14 protein-coding genes are annotated in these 18901 nt (G+C 64.7%); 8 read left to right on the forward strand and 6 right to left on the reverse strand.

What is annotated here, in order from left to right:
- Window positions 1–683 precede the first annotated feature (683 nt).
- Window positions 684–1961, reverse strand: coding sequence for a Zn-dependent hydrolase (locus BLV47_RS17065; protein WP_092315429.1), 1278 nt, complete (start codon window positions 1959–1961; stop codon window positions 684–686).
- A gap of 217 nt (window positions 1962–2178) precedes the next feature.
- On the reverse strand, window positions 2179–3666 hold the full coding sequence (locus BLV47_RS17070) for an NCS1 family nucleobase:cation symporter-1 (RefSeq protein ID WP_092315432.1): 1488 nt from the start codon (window positions 3664–3666) through the stop codon (window positions 2179–2181).
- A 620-nt stretch (window positions 3667–4286) separates the two neighbouring features.
- Here BLV47_RS17070 and hydA point away from each other — a divergent pair.
- From hydA to preA, 3 genes are all read left to right on the forward strand, one after another.
- Window positions 4287–5726: a dihydropyrimidinase gene (hydA, locus tag BLV47_RS17075; RefSeq protein ID WP_092315434.1), complete on the forward strand. Its 1440-nt coding sequence runs from the start codon at window positions 4287–4289 to the stop codon at window positions 5724–5726.
- Window positions 5727–5879: 153 nt separating this feature from the next.
- Window positions 5880–7247: an NAD(P)-dependent oxidoreductase gene (locus tag BLV47_RS17080; RefSeq protein WP_092317281.1), complete on the forward strand. Its 1368-nt coding sequence runs from the start codon at window positions 5880–5882 to the stop codon at window positions 7245–7247.
- The gene (gene preA / locus BLV47_RS17085; RefSeq protein ID WP_092315436.1) at window positions 7248–8522 is read left to right on the forward strand and encodes an NAD-dependent dihydropyrimidine dehydrogenase subunit PreA; all 1275 of its coding nucleotides are present in this window, start codon (window positions 7248–7250) and stop codon (window positions 8520–8522) included. It begins immediately after the preceding gene.
- A gap of 105 nt (window positions 8523–8627) precedes the next feature.
- Here the strand turns inward: preA and BLV47_RS17090 are convergent, their stop codons facing one another.
- On the reverse strand, window positions 8628–9248 hold the full coding sequence (locus tag BLV47_RS17090; RefSeq protein WP_092315438.1) for a TetR/AcrR family transcriptional regulator: 621 nt from the start codon (window positions 9246–9248) through the stop codon (window positions 8628–8630).
- 266 nt (window positions 9249–9514) lie between these two features.
- On the opposite strand from BLV47_RS17090, the gene BLV47_RS17095 reads away from it, so the two are divergent.
- The 3 genes from BLV47_RS17095 to copD are packed head-to-tail and all read left to right on the forward strand — an operon-like array spanning window position 9515 to window position 11231.
- Window positions 9515–9949 (forward strand): GNAT family N-acetyltransferase, encoded by a 435-nt coding sequence (locus BLV47_RS17095; protein WP_092315440.1) that lies wholly within the window; start codon window positions 9515–9517, stop codon window positions 9947–9949.
- A 34-nt stretch (window positions 9950–9983) separates the two neighbouring features.
- Window positions 9984–10352 carry a copper homeostasis periplasmic binding protein CopC gene (gene copC, locus BLV47_RS17100; RefSeq protein ID WP_092315442.1) on the forward strand — a complete coding sequence of 123 codons (369 nt, stop codon included), beginning with the start codon at window positions 9984–9986 and terminating at the stop codon, window positions 10350–10352.
- Window positions 10353–10355: 3 nt separating this feature from the next.
- Window positions 10356–11231, forward strand: a complete 876-nt coding sequence (copD, locus tag BLV47_RS17105; RefSeq protein WP_092315444.1) for a copper homeostasis membrane protein CopD — start codon at window positions 10356–10358, stop codon at window positions 11229–11231.
- Between the two features lie 352 nt (window positions 11232–11583).
- On the opposite strand, the gene BLV47_RS17110 is transcribed toward copD, so the two are convergent.
- Both BLV47_RS17110 and BLV47_RS17115 read right to left on the reverse strand, forming a co-directional pair.
- Complete coding sequence (locus tag BLV47_RS17110; RefSeq protein ID WP_092315446.1) at window positions 11584–12708, reverse strand: HlyD family secretion protein; 1125 nt, start codon at window positions 12706–12708, stop codon at window positions 11584–11586.
- Entirely contained in the window at window positions 12705–14360 is a 1656-nt protein-coding gene (locus BLV47_RS17115; RefSeq protein WP_092315448.1) for an MFS transporter, read from the reverse strand. The genes BLV47_RS17110 and BLV47_RS17115 overlap by 4 nt, the downstream gene beginning before the upstream one ends.
- A gap of 217 nt (window positions 14361–14577) precedes the next feature.
- On the opposite strand from BLV47_RS17115, the gene dapF reads away from it, so the two are divergent.
- Window positions 14578–15372: a diaminopimelate epimerase gene (dapF, locus tag BLV47_RS17120; protein WP_092317284.1), complete on the forward strand. Its 795-nt coding sequence runs from the start codon at window positions 14578–14580 to the stop codon at window positions 15370–15372.
- A 15-nt stretch (window positions 15373–15387) separates the two neighbouring features.
- Here dapF and BLV47_RS17125 read toward each other — a convergent pair whose 3' ends face one another.
- Window positions 15388–16872, reverse strand: a complete 1485-nt coding sequence (locus BLV47_RS17125) for a DASS family sodium-coupled anion symporter (RefSeq protein WP_092315450.1) — start codon at window positions 16870–16872, stop codon at window positions 15388–15390.
- 284 nt (window positions 16873–17156) lie between these two features.
- On the opposite strand from BLV47_RS17125, the gene BLV47_RS17130 reads away from it, so the two are divergent.
- Window positions 17157–18779, forward strand: a complete 1623-nt coding sequence (locus BLV47_RS17130; protein WP_092315452.1) for a methyl-accepting chemotaxis protein — start codon at window positions 17157–17159, stop codon at window positions 18777–18779.
- Window positions 18780–18901 lie beyond the last annotated feature (122 nt).

Below are 18901 nucleotides of genomic sequence, written 5' to 3' on the forward strand. Positions count from 1 at the left end.
AGGAAGCCTCTAGTATGGCGCTTTCATCACCATACGGTGTGGGCGAGTCGGTCCAGCCTCCTGGCTGGTCGACTCTCCAACTGTGCCCCCACTTGTAATCCGTACAGCCCCCCAGGCTCAAAGCCAGGGCCAGACAAAGCGCCATCCTGTGCATATTCGGCATCCCGTGCGAAAAGTTCGCCAGTGTACGCCAGCCAAACGCCCCACGATGCCCCGTGTAGGAGCTGGCTTGCCAGCGAAGGCGTCCGCCCAAGCGCTGCCTGCCTCGCGGGCCTCTTCGCCGGCAAGCCGGCTCCTACGGGAAATGTATGGGCGGGGGCGGATTGTGGAAACAACGCCCCCCTCGGTAGGAGCTGGCTTGCCAGCGAAGGCGTTCGCCCAAGCGCTGCATGCCTTGCGGGCCTCTTCGCCGGCAAGCCGGCTCCTACGGGAAATGTGTGTGGGGGCGGATTGTGGAAACAACTCCCCCCCTCGGTAGGAGCTGGCTTGCCAGCGAAGGCGTTCGCCCAAGCGCTGCATGCCTTGCGGGCCTCTTCGCCGGCAAGCCGGCTCCTACGGGGAGTGTGTGTGGGCGGGGGCGGATTGTGGAAACAACGCCCCCCTCGGTAGGAGCTGGCTTGCCAGCGAAGGCGTTCGCCCAAGCGCTGCCTGCCTCGCGGGCCTCTTCGCCGGCAAGCCGGCTCCTACGGTTGGCGCTGGGCGATGGATTGGGAGGCGGCGAGCATGGCCCGCAGCAGGACGGCGCAGCCGGCAGCGAGGTCGTCGGGGTCGGCGTTCTCGATTTCGTTGTGGCTGATGCCGCCTTCGCAAGGCACGAAGATCATCCCCGCCGGGCCCAGCTCGGCGACGAAGATCGCGTCGTGCCCGGCGCCGCTGACGATGTCCATGTGGGACAGGCCCAAGCCCTGGGCGGCGCCGCGCACGGCTTCGACGCAGACGGGGTCGAAGTACAGCGGCGGGAAGTCCGCAGTGGGGGTCAGTTCGAAGCTCAGGCCGTGTTCTTCGCAGGTGTTGTCGATCACCTGGCGCACCTCGGCGATCATCGAATCCAGGCGCGCCGGTTCCAGGTGACGGAAGTCCAGGGTCATGCGCACCTCCCCCGGGATCACGTTGCGCGAGCCTGGGTAGGCTTGCAGGCAGCCGACGGTGCCGCAGGCGTGGGGCTGGTGGCCGAGGGCTGCGCGGTTGACCGCGGCGACCACCGCGGCAGCGCCCACCAGGGCGTCCTTGCGCAGGTGCATGGGGGTCGGGCCGGCGTGAGCTTCGACGCCCCGCAGCTTGAGATCGAACCATTTCTGGCCGAGGGCGCCGAGCACCACGCCTATGGTCTTGCGCTCGTCTTCCAGGATCGGGCCTTGCTCGATATGCGCCTCGAAGTAGGCGCCCACCGGGTGCCCGCTGACCGGGCGCGTGCCGGCGTAGCCGATGGCATTCAGCGCCTCGCCGACGCTGATGCCCTCGGCGTCGGTCTTGGCCAGGGTGTCTTGCAGGGTGAATTTCTCGGCGAACACCCCGGAGCCCATCATGCATGGCGGGAAGCGCGAGCCTTCTTCGTTGGTCCACACCACCACTTCCAGGGGCGCCTCGGTTTCCAGCTTGAGGTCATTGAGGGTGCGCAGCACTTCCAGCCCGGCCAGCACGCCGAAGCAGCCGTCGAACTTGCCACCGGTGGGCTGGGTGTCGATATGGCTGCCGGTCATCACCGGCGGCAGTTGTGGGTTACGCCCGGGGCGGCGGGCGAAGATGTTGCCGATGCCATCCACCGTGACCGTGCAACCGGCCGCCTCGCACCACTTCACGAACAGGTCGCGGGCCTGGCGGTCGAGCTCGGTCAGGGCCAGGCGGCAGACACCGCCCTTGACCGTGGCGCCGAGCCGGGCCAGCTCCATGAGCGACTGCCAGAGGCGGTCGCGGTTGATGTGCTGATGACTGGATTGCAGAACCTCGACGGCAGCGTTCATGGTGATCTCCTCGGGCGTTTCTTCTGATTTTGTCGGGGGATGCGTGACACAGTCACCCGGGATAACGGCCTAGCAACAATCGGTAGGAGCCGCCGGGCGGCGTTACGTTTGCCAGCGAAGGGGCCCGCAAGATGTGCGTCGCCCGTACCGACGCCTTCGCTGGCAAGCCAGCTCCTACGGGACGGGGGTGGTGCCCGCGAGCACGCAGGTTGGGTGTTCATGTCGGGGTTTTGGCGGTGGCCGCCTGGGGGCTGCGCCAGGTGCACAGGCCGTAGTAGATCAAGCCGCCCAGGGCCGAGCCGGTGAACCAGCCGTAGCTGTAGAACCAGTTGAACGCGCTGCTACCCAGGGACATCAGGGTCAGGGCCACCGGCACGCCGAAGGCGATGAAGCCGTGCCAGTTCCACGCCGGGTAGACGTCGTCGCGGTACAGCCCGGCCAGGTCCAGGCGCTGTTGCTTGATGATGAAGTAGTCCACCACCATGATCCCGGCAATCGGCCCCAGCAGGCTGGAGTAACCCAGCAGCCAGTTGGAATACACCGTCTCCAGGCTGACGTCGGACATCAGCAGGCCGAGCTTTTTCAGCAACTCATGCCCCATCAGCGCCAGCCCCACCAACCCGGTGAGGATCACCGCGGTGGTGCGGTCGATGAGCTTGGGGGCGAGGTTCTGGAAGTCATTGGTAGGCGAGACGATGTTGGCCGCGGTGTTGGTGGACAAGGTGGCGATGATGATCAGCGCCATGGCCAGGGCCACCCAGCCCGGGCTCTGGATGTGGCCGATCAGGCTCACCGGGTCGGAGACGGTGACCCCCACCAGTTTCACCGAGGCGGCGGTCATCACCACCCCCAGGGCGGCGAACAGGAACATGGTCAGCGGCAGGCCGAAGATCTGCCCGAGGATCTGGTCTTTCTGGCTTTTCGCGTAGCGGCTGAAGTCGGGAATGTTCAGCGACAGGGTGGCCCAGAAGCCGACCATGGCGGTGAGCCCGGCCATGAAGTAGCCAGTGACGCTGGCGCCCTCGGGACGCTTGGGCGGAATCGCCAACAGCTCGCTGAGGGAGACGTTGGGCAGCGCCCACACCAGCAAGCCGATGCCCACCGCCACCAGCAACGGCGCGGACAGGGTTTCCAGCCACTTGATCGACTCGGCACCGCGCAGCACCACCCACAGGTTGAGGGTCCAGAAGATCATGAAGCCGAGCACCTCGCCGGTGCCGCCCAGGGCCTTCCAGCCCTCGAAGATCGAGCCCAGGAACAGGTGGATCGCCAGCCCGCCGAACATCGTCTGGATGCCGAACCAGCCGCAGGCCACCAGGGCGCGGATCAGGCACGGCACGTTGGAGCCGATGATGCCAAACGACGAGCGCAGCAGCACCGGGAAGGGAATGCCGTACTGGGTGCCGGCAAAGGCGTTGAGGGTCAGGGGGATCAGCACCACGATATTGGCCAGCAGGATCGCCAGCAGCGCCTCGCCGACGCTGAGGCCGAAATAGGCGGTGAGCACCCCGCCCAGGGTGTAGGTGGGCACGCAGATCGACATGCCGATCCACAGTGCGGTGATGTGCCATTTGTTCCAGGTGCGTTCCTGGACCTTGGTCGGTGCGATGTCGTGGTTGTAACGGGGGCTGTCGAGTACGTCGCTGCCGGCGTCCAGCTCGTACAAGCCTTCGCGCTCGGTCACCTGGGATCTGATCTGTTGCATGGCCGCTCCACTGTTCTTTTGATTATTTTGCTCATCAGGCCAGTGCACCGACGAACAGCGCACCGGACGATGGCCGGAGAACTTACGACTTCCACCCTCCTGGCCAGCGATCTGCGGCGGCACTCAATAACGATGCCAACTACTGCCGGATACGCGACTGCACAGTGTGCGGAATCCATGTAAACAACTGATGTGATTCAGTTTTATTCAGTCAACTTTGAAGCCTTCGGTTAGTTGCCAGTTCACTCAGGCCGGGTGTTTGGCAAGTTGTCCGTTCGGTCAGGACCCAAAGCAGTGCACGGTTATTTTCTTAGTTGCCTATTGGACTTCGCGGTGCCTCCTCAAACGGCTGATTTGACATAGGAAATCTCGACTATTTTTTGATCCTGTCAAGTGCGTCAAAATGGTGATGACGCGCACCATTTTGCGGATTTTGTTTTTTATTCTTTTAAATTCAAATACTTATAATCAATATAAGCTTATAAAAAATATTCTTGCTGTTTCTCTTAACTACGGCTAGCGTCTAATCCTGACACCACTGACAGGATTATTAAGTTGTCAGTGCGTTCAATAAAAATCTAGAACCGGCAACAGTCGGTCATGCCTGCGAGGAACTCGGAATGTCTCTGTTGATCCGTGGCGCCACCGTTATTACCCATGATGAAAGTTATAAAGCCGATGTCTTCTGCGCAGACGGCGTAATCCGCGCCATCGGCAACAATCTGGATATTCCCGCCGGCTGTGAAGTGCTCGATGGCAGCGGCCAGTACCTGATGCCCGGCGGCATAGACCCCCATACCCACATGCAATTGCCGTTCATGGGCACCGTGGCCAGCGAAGACTTCTTCAGCGGCACCGCCGCGGGTCTGGCCGGAGGCACCACCTCGATCATCGACTTCGTGATTCCCAACCCCCAGCAGTCGCTGCTGGAGGCCTTCCACCAGTGGCGCGGCTGGGCCGAGAAATCCGCCAGCGACTACGGCTTCCACGTGGCCATCACCTGGTGGAGCGAGCAGGTGCGCGAGGAAATGGCCGAGCTGGTGCAGCACCACGGCATCAACAGCTTCAAGCACTTCATGGCCTACAAGAACGCCATCATGGCCGCCGACGACACCCTGGTGGCGAGCTTCGAGCGCTGCCTGGAACTGGGCGCGGTGCCCACGGTGCACGCGGAAAACGGCGAACTGGTGTATCACCTGCAACGCAAACTGCTGGCCCAGGGCATCACCGGGCCGGAAGCCCACCCGCTGTCGCGGCCCTCGCAGGTGGAAGGCGAAGCCGCCAGCCGGGCGATCCGTATTGCCGAAACCCTGGGCACGCCGCTGTACCTGGTACACGTGTCGACCCAGGAAGCCCTGGACGAAATCAGCTACGCCCGAGGCAAGGGCCAACCGGTGTATGGCGAGGTCCTGGCCGGGCACCTGCTGCTGGACGACAGCGTCTATCGCGACCCGGACTGGCAGACCGCCGCCGGCTACGTGATGAGCCCGCCCTTCCGCCCGCGCGGCCACCAGGAGGCGCTGTGGCGCGGCCTGCAATCGGGCAACCTGCACACCACCGCCACCGACCACTGCTGCTTCTGCGCCGAACAGAAAGCCGCCGGCCGCGACGACTTCAGCAAGATCCCCAACGGCACCGCCGGCATCGAAGACCGCATGGCGGTGCTGTGGGATGAAGGGGTGAATTCAGGGCGCCTGTCGATGCAGGACTTCGTCGCCCTGACTTCCACCAACACCGCGAAGATCTTCAATCTCTACCCGCGCAAGGGCGCGATCCGCGTTGGCGCCGATGCCGACCTGGTGCTCTGGGACCCCAACGGCAGTCGCACCATTTCCGCCAAGACCCACCACCAGCAGGTGGACTTCAACATCTTCGAAGGCAAGACCGTGCGCGGCGTGCCCAGCCACACCATCAGCCAGGGCAAGCTGGTCTGGGCCGACGGCGACCTGCGGGCCGAACGCGGCGCCGGGCGCTACATCGAACGCCCGGCCTACCCGGCGGTGTTCGACCTCTTGAGCAAGCGCGCCGAGCGGCACAAGCCGACGGCGGTTAAACGCTGATACCGGGGGCGTTGCACCCTATCGCGAGCGAGCTCGCTCCTACATAAAAAACACGCCCCTGTAGGAGCGAGCTTGCTCGCGATCCGGACGCCCTCGCCCGCTTGCAAACATGCCCATCAGAGGCAGCCGCAAAAAAACCGTGAGGCCAACACCGTGATCAAGACCTTGAACCACTTGCCCCACCCGACCCTGGATGGCGCCACCCTCGCCGGTCAATTCAGCGATCTGGCGCCGCCGCTCAACGCCCGCCAGGCCCACCTGGAAGCCTCGCGCTGCCTGTATTGCTACGACGCGCCCTGCGTCAATGCCTGCCCGAGCGAGATCGACATTCCTTCGTTCATCCGCAATATCCACACCGACAACGTCCAGGGCGCGGCGCAGAAGATTCTCTCGGCCAACATTCTCGGCGGCAGTTGCGCCCGGGTCTGCCCGACGGAAATCCTCTGCCAGCAGGCCTGCGTGCGCAACAACGCCCAGGAGTGCGCACCGGTGCTGATCGGCCTGCTGCAGCGCTATGCCCTGGACAACGCGCACTTCACCGAGCACCCGTTCCAGCGCGCCGCGCCCACCGGCAAGCGCATCGCCGTGGTCGGCGCCGGCCCGGCGGGGTTGTCCTGCGCCCACCGCTGCGCCCTGCACGGCCATGAGGTGGTGGTGTTCGAAGCACGGGACAAGGCCGGTGGCCTCAACGAGTACGGGATCGCCAAGTACAAGCTGGTGGACGACTTCGCTCAGCGGGAGCTGGAGTTCCTGCTGGGCATCGGCGGCATCGAGATCCGCCACGGGCACAAACTCGGCGACAACCTGAGCCTGACCCAACTGCATCAGGAGTTCGATGCGGTGTTCCTCGGCCTTGGCCTGGCCGCCAGCAAGCAGTTGGGGCTGGAGCATGAAGACGCCCCCGGGCTGCTGGCCGCCACCGACTACATCCGTGAACTGCGCCAGGCCGACGACCTCAGCCAGTTGCCCCTGGCCGACCGCTGCATCGTCCTCGGCGCTGGCAACACCGCCATCGACATGGCGGTGCAGATGGCCCGCCTCGGTGCCCGGGACGTCAACCTGGTGTACCGCCGGGGTATCGAGGACATGGGCGCCACCGAGCACGAGCAAGAAATCGCCAAGGCCAATCAGGTGCGCCTGCTGACCTGGGCCGCGCCGCAACAGGTGCTGCTGGATGATCAGGGCCGGGTGCGCGGCATGCGCTTCGTCCGCACCCACATGCACCAAGGCCGTTTGCAACACAGCGGGGAAACCTTCGAACTGGCGGCCGACGCGATCTTCAAGGCCATCGGCCAGTCATTCGACGATAGCGCCCTGGCCGATCCCCTGGCGCGGGAACTGCAGCGTTGCGGCGAGCGCATCCAGGTGGACGACCAACTGCGCACCAGCATTCCCGGGGTCTATGCCGGTGGCGACTGCATCAGCCTCGGCCAGGACCTGACCGTGCAGGCGGTACAACACGGCAAGCTGGCCGCCGAAGCCATGCATGCCCGACTCATGCTCAATGTGGAGGCTGCGTAAATGGCCGATCTGTCGATTGTATTTGCCGGTATCAAGGCACCCAACCCGTTCTGGCTGGCCTCCGCGCCGCCCACCGACAAGGCCTACAACGTGGTTCGTGCCTTCGAGGCCGGCTGGGGCGGCGTGGTCTGGAAAACCCTGGGCGAGGACCCGGCGGCGGTCAACGTGTCATCACGCTACTCGGCGCATTTCGGGCCCAACCGCGAAGTCATGGGCATCAACAACATCGAGCTGATCACCGACCGTTCCCTGGAGATCAACCTCAAGGAAATCACCCAGGTGAAGAAGGACTGGCCGGATCGGGCGCTGATCGTGTCGCTGATGGTGCCCTGCGTCGAGGAATCCTGGAAAGCCATCCTGCCCCTGGTGCAAGCCACCGGATGCGACGGCATCGAGCTGAACTTCGGCTGCCCCCACGGCATGCCGGAACGCGGCATGGGCGCGGCGGTGGGCCAGGTGCCGGAATACGTCGAGCAGGTGACCCGCTGGTGCAAGACCTACTGCTCGCTGCCGGTGATCGTCAAACTGACGCCGAACATCACCGACATCCGCCTGGCCGCCCGCGCCGCCCATCGTGGCGGCGCGGATGCGGTGTCGCTGATCAACACCATCAACTCGATCACCAGCGTCGACCTGGAGCGCATGGTGGCCCACCCTATGGTGGGCAGCCAGAGCACCCACGGCGGCTACTGCGGTTCGGCGGTCAAGCCGATTGCCCTGAACATGGTGGCCGAGATTGCCCGTGACCCGCAGACCCGCGGCCTGCCGATCTGCGGCATTGGCGGCATCGGCAGCTGGCGCGACGCCGCCGAGTTCGTGGCCCTGGGTTGCGGCGCGGTGCAGGTGTGCACGGCGGCGATGCTGCATGGCTTTCGCATCGTCGACGAGATGAAGGACGGCCTGTCGCGGTGGATGGACAGCCAGGGCTACCACAGCCTGCAAGACTTCTCCGGGCGCGCGGTGGCCAACACCACCGACTGGAAGTACCTGGACATCAACTATCAGGTGATCGCCAAAATCGACCAGCAGGCGTGCATTGGCTGCGGCCGTTGCCATATCGCCTGCGAAGACACCTCGCACCAGGCGATTGCCAGCCTCAAGCAGGCCGACGGCAGCCATAAATATGCAGTGATCGACGACGAGTGCGTGGGCTGCAACCTGTGCCAGATCACCTGCCCGGTGCAGGACTGCATCGAGATGGTGCCCCAGGACACCGGCAAGCCGTTCCTCGACTGGCTGCATGATCCGCGCAACCCCTACCGCGAGGCCGTTTGAGGCTGAAGCCTGCTGGTGTAGGAGTCGGCTTGCCGGCGAAGGCGATTTCGCGCTCCCTTCGCTGGCAAGCCAGCTCCTACGGCTGGCAGAAATATCGCGGGAGGATCAGGGGGCGAGGCCGATGCCGCGCAGGATGACGCTGGTGACGGTCTGTACCGCGCGTTCGAATTGCAGATCCGACAACGGCTGGTGGTCGTTGAGGATCAGCACCTGGTGGTCGAAGTCGGCGTAGTGCTGGGTCGAGGCCCAGATCATGTACAGCAGGCTGGAAGGCTCGACCGGCAGGATCCGCCCGTCCTCGACCCATTGGCGGATCTTGGCTTCCTTCATCTTCGCCCAGTCGTACAGGCTGGCATCCAATGCCTCGCCCAGGGTCGGCGCGCCATGGATGATTTCGTTGGCCCAGACCTTGGAGCCATAGGGCCGGCTGCGCGAATGCTGCATCTTGGCGCGGATGTAGCTGCTGAGCACCACTCGCGGATCGTCGAACATCTCGAAGCACAGGGCGTCCTGCTTCCAGACCTCCAGCAGGTCCAGCAGTACGGCGCTGTACAGCTCGTTCTTGGTGCTGAAGTAGTAATGCAGGTTGGAGCGCGGCAGTTGCACTTCTTCGGCGATGTCGGCCATGGCCGTGCCGGCATAGCCCTTTTCAGCGAAGATTTTCTCCGCAGCCAGGAGGATTTTTTCCACGTTGCTGCGACGAATCTCGATCTTGTGATTGCCCATGAGGGCTCCTGCGGAAACGGTCTGCCGGCAAGACTAGCATCCGCCCGCGCCTTGCGGGGAGCCGTCAGGGCCGCGACATTGCGCGCCACGGCTGGGTCTTTCGCCGCCGGCCCGTATTGGGTAGGATCGGCCTCCCGCTCATTTGCAGCAGCCACTGCGGTGCTCCGTCCAGGCGTTAACTCGCGACACGGGCATACAGGTCTCTGCCCGAATGCCGGCCCTGCCCCACCGCCGGCCATCTGTCCTGTTACCGATGGAACACGCTCATGAAGATTCGCCCTCGCGTCGCTGCGGACGACGCCCTGCTGACCGCGCTCTGGGAGCGTTCGGTCCGCGCCACCCATGACTTCATTGCTGAAGACGACATCCAGCGCCTGTACCCGCTGATACGCGACAGCTACCTGCCGGCCCTGCACGTACAGGTCCTGGAGAACCCCGACGCCAGCCCCGCAGGCTTTATCGCCACCAGCGACAACACCGTAGAAATGCTCTTCGTCGAACCGGCGCAACGCGGCCAGGGCATCGGTCGAAAGCTTCTGGATCAGGTGCGCCGCCCCGGCCTCAAGGTCGACGTCAACGAACAGAACCCAAAGGCCCACGGTTTTTACCGCCACTACGGTTTCGTCGACTGCGGTCGCTCGGCAACCGATGGCGAAGGAAAGCCATTTCCGATCATCCATATGCAGTTGCAAGATCGTTGAGTCTTCTTCCCTCCTTCTTAAAGGTATTGCTTTCATGTCACTGAAAAACCTCTTCACCGCCACTGCCCTGCTCGCCTCGCTGCTGGTGGGCTCTTCGGCATTCGCCCACGCCCACCTGAAAAGCTCGACACCTGCGGCCGACAGCACGGTGACCGCGCCCAGCGAACTGCGCCTGGTGTTCAGCGAAGGCGTGGAAGCGGCCTTCACCCAGGTCAAGATCAGCAAGGACGGCGCCCCCGTCCAAGTGAAAAGCCTGGCCACTGAAGGCGCGGACAAGAAAACCCTGGTCGTCACCCCCAGCGCCACGCCACTGCGTGCCGGCGAATACCGGGTGCAATGGCACGCGGTGTCGGTGGACACCCACAAGAGCGAAGGCAGCTACAGCTTCAAGGTGAGCCCGTAACCCATGGTTTCATGGCTGGTGCTGTGTCGCTTCGTGCACTTTGCGGTGGTCCTGACCCTGGTGGGCGCCTGGGTGTTTCGCCCGCTGTTGCTGGGCCGAGACTCCGCGCACAACGGCCATGGCGCCGTGCACCGACAGCTCGATCGGCTCAGCCGCTGGTTGACCCTGATCGGCCTTTGCAGCGGCCTGTGCTGGCTGTTGCTGATCACCGCGAGCATGGCCGGTTCCTGGCCGGCGGCGCTGGACCCGGCGACCGTGGGGTTGGTGCTGGGCAAGACCTTCTTCGGCCAGGTCTGGAGCTGGCACCTGCTGCTCAACCTCTTGTTGCTGGGCCTGCTGCTGACGCCCCTGGGCCGGCGCCTGCCGCTGCAACTGGGGCTCGGTGCCCTGCTCCTGGCCACCCTGGCTCCGGTGGGGCACGGCGCCATGCTCGATGGGTTGGCGGGGCAGATGCTGATCCTCAATCAGATCGTGCACTTAAGCTGTGTCTCCATCTGGTTGGGGGGCTTGCTGGTGTTGCTGCTGGTGTTGCGGCAACCACCGCAGGCCTCCGTGGAACCGCTGTTGCGGCGTTTCAGCGGTGTGGGGTACGGCTTGGTCACGGGGTTGCTGGCAAGCGGCCTGATCAATGTGCGGGTGCTCACCGGGCAATGGTGGCCAACACCCTTGTTCAGCGGCTTTGCCCTGATCCTGCTGATCAAGGTGCTGCTGGTGGCGGGAATGCTCGGGCTGGCCCTGTTCAACCGCCTGAGGATTCGCGGCTGCGACCAGCGCCTTGCCAGCCTGCGCAACAGCGTGCAGCTGGAATGGCTGCTGGGAGTCGGCGCAGTGGCCGCAGTCTCGCTACTGGGCACCTTGCCCCCGATGCAACCGGTCTGAACAATCCCCCACCCCCCCTTGTAGGAGCTGGCTTGCCAGCGAAAGCGCCCGCAGCATCAGCGCAAATCTTGCGGGCCTCTTCGCCGGCAAGCCGGCTCCTACGCAAAGCATCGAGCCTTGGGAAAACCCCGCCCTTGTAGGAGCTGGCTTGCCAGCGAAAGCGCCCGCAGCACCAGCGCAAATCTTGCGGGCCTCTTCGCCGGCAAGCCGGCTCCTACGCAAAGCATCGAGCCTTAGGAAAATCCCGCCCTTGTAGGAGCTGGCTTGCCAGCGAAAGCGCCCGCAGCACCAGCGCAAATCTTACGGACCTCTTCGCCGGCAAGCCGGCTCCTACAGAGCGGCGGTGTGTCGGTTAGCGGGAGGTGTCGATGCTGACCACCACCGACAACCCCGGCCGCAGGCGTTCAAGCTCCGGCTGATCCGGGTCGACGCTGATCCGCACCGGGACGCGCTGGGCAATCTTGACGAAATTGCCGGTAGCGTTGTCGGCCTGCAGTAAGGCGAACTCGGAACCGGTGGCCGGGGAAATCCGCTGCACCTTGCCGGTGAATGTGCGGTGGTTCAGGGCGTCCACGGTAAAGCTCACCGGCTGCCCGACCCGAACGTTGTCCATCTGGGTTTCCTTCATGTTGGCAATCACCCACAGCTGGTTCGGCACCAGGGCCATGAGCTGGGCGCCGGAGTTGACGTAGGCCCCCAGTCGCACGCCGATCTGCCCAAGTTGGCCGTCGCGGGGCGCGAGGATGCGGGTGTTGGACAGGTCGATGCGCGCCAGCTCCACCGCCGCTTCGGCGCTGGCCACCGCCGCTTCCAGGGAGCCGCGGTTGACGATCACCGTCTGCAGGTCCTGGCGAGCGATCTCCAGTTGCGCCTGGGCCTGGGCCACGGCGGCCACGGTCTGGGCATTGGCCGCGCGGGTCACGTCCAGCTCACGCTGGGACACCGAACCGTCGGCGATCAGCGCCTGGTTGCGCTGCAGGTCGGCGGCGCTCTTGCGCGCCTGGGCCTGGCTGTCGACCAGGGCGGCCTGGCGCAGCTTGATCGTCGCTTCGGCGCTGTTGCGCTGCTGCAGGGCATTGGCCAGGGCCGCCTTCTGCACCGCCAGTTGCGCCAGGGACTGGTCCAGGCGCTGGCGGTAGATGCGGTCGTCGAGACGCACCAACAGGTCGCCGGCCTTGACCTGCTGGAAGTCCTGCACCGGCACCTCGAACACGTACCCACTGAGCTGCGGGCCGATGATCGTCACCTGCCCGCGCACCAGGGCGTTTTCGGTGCTTTCGATGGCGCTGGAGAACGGCGGCAGCTGCCAGGCGTAGAGCACGATCAGCACACCAACGATGGCAATGGCGGCAAAACCCAGGGACGAGAGAATGCGCACCGCCAGCGGGCGCGGCTCGGTGGCGGGCATGCTCGGCGGGCCGCTGGGCTCGGGAGCCGAGGCAATGGCGTTGGTGGTGGGGTTGACGGTCTGGCTCATGAAGTTGGGGCACCACTTTGTTGAACGGGAGCCGTGGGCGCGACCGCGCGGGTCGTGCTCATCAGCCACAGGCTGCGGATGAAGATCCAGAGCATGGTGAGCACGGCAATCACCGCGATCAGCATGAAGACATCGTTATAGGCCAGCACGTTGGCCTCGCGGGTGGCCGCGGCGGCCAGGCTGCGGATGCCTTGCAGGGTGCGCAGATCGGGGTCGGCAATGACCTTGCCGTAAGCCGCGCCGCCGCTCTGCACCCGGGCCAGGACCTGGGGATCGAGCAGGGTCAGTTGCTCGACGATATGGCTGGAATGGTACTTCTCGCGCACGATCTGGAAGGTCCCGAGCAAGGCCGAGCCGATCAGCCCGCCAAGGTTCTGGCAGATGCCGAACAGCACCGAGAAGCTCACCAGATTGCGCGGGTTGGTCAGCACGTTGCGGGTGCCCAGGACCATGGTCGGGCCGAGAAAGAAGGTGCCGCCGAAGGCCAGCAGGAACTGGCTCAGGTACATGTTGGCCGGGCGCGTGAGGTTGCTGGAAAAACTGTCCGTCACCGAACCCACGGCCATCAGCGCCAGGGAAATCACCAGCGGCATCAACAGGTGCGCCGGGTTGATGGTCAGGGCGCTGGTGGCCAGCCCGGCGATGCTGCCCAGCAGCATCACCCCGTAGAGCAGGCGCATCTGCTGGCTGCTCAGGTTCAGCGCCTGGAGAAAACCCACGGCGCCGGTGGACTGTTCGGACAGCACCATGCGGATCAGGATCACCGCCAGGGCCAGGCGGATCATTGCCCCGCTGCCCAGCCAGCGGGTCATCAGCATCGGGTTGCTGCGGTTATGTTCGATGCACAGCCCGGCCAGGATCAGCACGATGGAGCCGGCGCTGGCATAGCCGATCCAGGGTGCTTCCAGCCACCAGTCGATGCGCCCCAGGGACAGCACCGCGCACAGCAGCGCGACACCGCTGGCCAGCAAGGCGAAGGTCAGGAAGTCGAGTTTCTCGAAGGTGCGAAAACGATCCCCCGGCGGCAGCTTGAGCAGGAACACGCAGCCCAGGGAGGTCAGCGCCAGCCCCAGCTCGAACAGGTACAGGCCACGCCATTCGGCGATCTGCAGCAGGTCCTCGGAAAACAGCCGGGCCAGGGGCAAGGCCAGCTGCGAGGTGCCCAGCCCCAGCACCAGGGCCTTGAGCCGCCATTTCGCCGGGAACGCCTGGACCATGTAGTACAGGCCCAGGGAACTCAGCGCCGCGCCGACCATGCCGTGGGCCGCGCGCACGGCGATGGCCGAACTCAGGTCGTTGACGAACAGGTGGCCGAAGGTCACCAGGGCGTAGAGCACCAGGAACACTTCGGTGAAGGCGCGCAAGCCGAACTGCTGGCGAAACTTCACCAGCAGCAGGTTCATCGACACGTTGGTCATCACATAGGCGGCTGGCAGCCAGGCCATTTCCGCGGTAGTCGCCCCCAGCGCCCCTTGCAGGTACGGCAGGTTGGCGATCACCAGCGAGTTGCCCAGGCCGCCGGTGATCGCCACCAGCAACCCCACCAGCGCGTAGGCCAGGCGCTTGTGGGTGGGGTGCAGCGGAGTCGAGGGGGAACCGGGCAAGCTGGGCTTTTCATGGGGCTGCCAGTTGCGCGGAGCGTAATGATCCATGCCGTGACCTTGTGCTGTGCCGAGCGCGGTGGCAGCGCTGGGCGATGTTCCCGGTGGTCCGGCAGTGTGCCGGAAATTCCCCCGGCCCTGGCCATGCCCGGGCCCGCAGGATGAATTTTATTTTAAGGCGCTGGCGCCGGTGGCTTTTTTTCGCAATCCTGCGTTCGCGGGCGGCCTGCAATCCCGTCGCCGCCTGCCCTCGCCCATCGGAGCCCGCATGCCGCTGAACTTTCTCAAGATGCACGCCAATGGCGACGACTTCGTGCTGATCGATGCCCGTGGCCGCGACAACCCGATCACCGCCGAACGGGTCCGGGCCCTGGGGGATCGTCGGCGCGGCATCGGTTTCAATCAGTTGGTGGTGCTCGGCGATTGCCAGGAGAGCGCGGCGCAACTGACCTTCTTCAATGCCGATGGTTCCAGCCTGGCTACCTGCGGCAGCGCGACTCGCGGCGCCGCCGACCTGCTGCTGAACGAAAGCGGGGCCACCTCGGTGCAGGTGAAAACCGCCCGCGGTGTGCAGCATTGCCTGCGCCTTGAGGATCAGTCGGTGTCCGTGGAAATGGGCCTGCCCTCATTCGACTGGCAGGCGATCCCCCTGGCCCGGGAGCTGGACAGCCTGAGCCTGCCACTGCCGGGACAGCCGGCAGCGTGCAGCATGGGCAATCCCCATTGCAGCTTTTTCGTCGACGACCTGCAGGCGCTGGACATCGCCACGCTGGGCCCGCAGATCGAGCGTCACCCGCTATTCCCGCAAAAGACCAACGTGCATTTCATCCAGGTGATCGACCGCCACACCATCCGCCTGCGTATCTGGGAGCGCAACGGCGCGATTCCCCTGGGCTCCGGTTCGTGCTCCTGCGCGGCGGCGGTCAACGGCATCCGCCGTGGCGTGCTCGACAGCCCGGTGCAGGTGCTGTGCGACGGCGGGCCGGTGACGGTGAGCTGGGACGGCCAGGGCAAGGTGCGCCTGGCCGGCAGCGTGACCCGGGTGTTCAGCGGGTCGTTGTGAGCAACGGCCGGGCTTTTACATCCAGCCCAGCCACTTCCACCAGGTCAGGGCGAACACCAGCATCAGCAGGTAGCCGATCAGCGTCACCAGCAGGCCGACCTTGGCGAACTGCCGGGCATTGAAGGTTTCGGTGCCCAGGCAGACCATGTTCTGCGGCGCGTTGATCGGCAGGATGAAGCCGTAGCTGACGACAAAGCCCAGGAGCATGGTCATGCCCAGGCGGCTGAACTCGCCCGGCAGGGTCTGCAGCACGGCGATCAGGATCGGCAGCAGCGCCGAGGTCAATGCCGTGGCGCTGGCGAACCCCAAGTGAATGAGGATCAGGAACGCCGCGAGAATCGCGAACACCGCCAACGGCCCGACCTGATCCAGGCCGGTATGGGCCACCACCTGCCCGCCCAGCCATTGCCCGGCCTGGGTGCTGAGCAGCGCCGAACCGAGGCTGATGCCGACCCCGAAGACGATCACCGTGCCCCAGGGAATGCGCGACTGCACGTCCTTCCAGGTCATGATGCCGACCCGTGGCAACAGCAGGATCACCAGCCCGGCGTAGGTGGTGGTCGTGGTATCGAAGGGGTGCAGCTTGCCTTCGGTGGACCAGGCCAGGAGCAGCAGCAGGGACACCGCCAGCAGGCGTTTCTGCGGCCCGGTCATGGGGCCGATGTCCAGCAGCGACTGGGCCACCGCTTCCTTGCCGCCGGGGATGCTGTCGGTTTCCGGTGGCAGCAGTTTCAGCACCAGCCACAGCAGTACCAGGGACATGATCAGCGCCCAGGGCGCACCGGCGATCAGCCAGTCGAGCCAGGCCACGCGCTGGCCGAGCATCTTGTCCATGAAGCCCACGGTGAGCAGGTTCTGCGCCGCGGCGGTCTGGATCCCGACGTTCCAGATGCTGGTGCCCTGGGCCACCACGATCATCAGCCCGGCGGCGATATTGGAACGCTTGTCGACGCCAAAGGCGGCAATCACCCCCATCATGATCGGCACCACGCAGGCACTGCGCGCCGTGGCGCTGGGCACCAGCAGGCTGAGGAGGATGGTCACGGCGATGGCGCCGAGGAGGATGCGCCGGGTGCTGGTGCCGACCCGGGTCAGGGTCACCAGGGCGATGCGCCGGTCGAGGCCGGTGTGGGTCATGGCCGCGGCGATGAACAAGGCGCCGGCCACCAGGGCCAGGGCCGAGTTGGAGAACCCGGTGAGGGCCAGGCTGATGGCCGCCGAGCTGCCATAGAGCTGGGTCGGGTCTTGCAGGGTCGGCGCGGTGCCGATCAGGAAGGCCATCAGCGCGGTGATCATGATCGCGCTGGCCTCGTAGGACACCGCTTCGCTGATCCACACCACCACGGCGAAGGCCAGGATCGCCAGCATCCGCTGGCCGGCTACCGGCAGGTCGGCGGGCAGCGGCAACAGCAACACGGCGACCAGCGCCAGCACGCCGATCAACAGCCCGACGGGCAAGCGTGCCCGGGCCTCGGAGGTTTGACTGACAGGGGGATTCATGGGCGGGGTATTCCTTCTCCGGTTGGGCCTGGACAGCATGCCGGTTTCTTCGGCAAACGGCCTTGATAGAGGTCAAGTGGAGAATCCCGGAGCCCTCTAGACTGAGAACATGATGCCTGCACACAAGGCCGTGCCCAATCTGTCGCCGTGTTGAATGGTCGCAAAAAAGTTGAAATGGTTTTTTACATTTCTACAGATTTTTCACTTCAATGAGATCAGATTGGCATTAGGGCGACAGGGAGTCGAAGTATCAGTCGTATCACTCCAAAAAAAGCAGGTGCCTTATGGTGACAAGAAACGTGAAACTGACCTTGCGAGCGCTGCTCAGCTTCGGCTCGATCTGCGTGTTACTGGTTGGCCTGGGAGGACTGGCCCTGTGGAAGATGGGACAGATCCATGATGCCGCGGTAGAACTGCAAACCAACTGGCTGCCCAGCGTGCGGCAAGCCACCCTGATCGAATCCAGCACCCTGCGCCTGCGCCTCGAAACCCTGCACTACGTCACCGAGAGCGAGGCCAACAAACCCTCCTCCCTGAACAACCTGGGTGTCCTCAGGAACAACCTCAACCAGGCTATCAAGGACTACGCTGCGCTGGTCTCCAGCCAGCACGAGCAGGAAACCTACGACCAGGTCAAGAGCGGCGCCCAGGCCTACCAGGACAAGCTGGCGGTGCTCCTGCAAATCAGCAAGACCAGCAGCACGGAAGAAGCCACCAACTATGTCAACCAGGTCACGGTGCCCCTGGCCAACACCCTGCAGTCCTCCATCGATGAGCTGATCCGCATCAACGAGAAAGGCGCCGCACAATCGGCGACCGATGCCGGCACCCAGTTCACCACCGGGCTGACCGTGACCGGGGTGATCGTTGTCCTGGCCATCGTGCTCACCGCCCTGATCGCCCTGTTCTTCACCCGCAGCATCATCCTGCCGGTGCAGACCCTGCTGGCGACCACCCGGAAAATCGCCGAGGGCGATCTGCGCACCCAGGTGGAAGTCAGCGGCCAGGACGAACTCACCGAGCTGCAGACCGCCACCCGTTCCATGCTCGACAGCCTGAAGTCGACCATCCGCCACATTGCCGATTCGTCCACCCAACTGGCCTCCGCCGCCGAGGAAATGAGCGCCATCACCCGCGAGTCCAACGCCGGTATCCAGCAGCAGAGCATGGAGACCGAACAGGCCGCCACGGCGGTCAACGAAATGACCGCCGCCGTTGAGGAAGTGGCGCGCAACGCCGTGTCCGCTTCGCAATCGACCCAGGAATCCGAACGCTCCGCCGGGCTCGGCAAGGAACGGGTCGAGCAGACCATCCACTCCATCGAGAAGCTCACCGGCACAGTGGAAAATACCCGCGTGGAAATGGCCGGCCTGGCGCAACAGGCCCAGGACATCACCAAGGTCCTGGACGTGATCCGGGCGATTGCCGAACAGACCAATCTGCTGGCCCTCAACGCCGCCATCGAAGCCGCCCGGGCCGGCGAACAAGGCCGCGGTTTTGCCGTGGTGGCCGATGAAGTACGCGCCCTGGCCCACCGCACCCAGCTCTCGACCCAGGAAATCGAGCAGATGATCCAGGGCATCCAGAGCGGTTCGAACAAGGCCATGCTGTCCATGCAACAGAGCAGCGAGGACGCCAGCCAGACCCTGGCCATCGCCCATGAGGCCGGCTCGGCCATCGGCCACATCGCCCAGGCCATCAGCCACATCAATGAACGCAACCTGATGATCGCCACCGCCTCGGAGGAACAGGCCCAGGTGGCACGCTCGGTGGACCAGAACCTGATGAGCATTCGCGACCTGTCGGTACAGAGCTCGTCCGCCGCCAGCCAGACCTCGATTGCCAGCAGTGAACTGTCGAACCTGGCGGTGGGTCTGAACAAACTGGTGGCACGCTTCTCCCTGTGAGACGGGCCAAAGCCCGTATAGACGTCAGGTAGAACAAGCGCCGGTCCGTTTCGCCGTTCACCGGTTCCTGGCAGGAGCCAGTGAACGGCGACCAGCCGGTGTCCTGAAATGGAGTGCTGGTC

It is taken from the genome of Pseudomonas saponiphila, assembly GCF_900105185.1.
GTDB classification, from domain to species: domain Bacteria; phylum Pseudomonadota; class Gammaproteobacteria; order Pseudomonadales; family Pseudomonadaceae; genus Aquipseudomonas; species Aquipseudomonas saponiphila.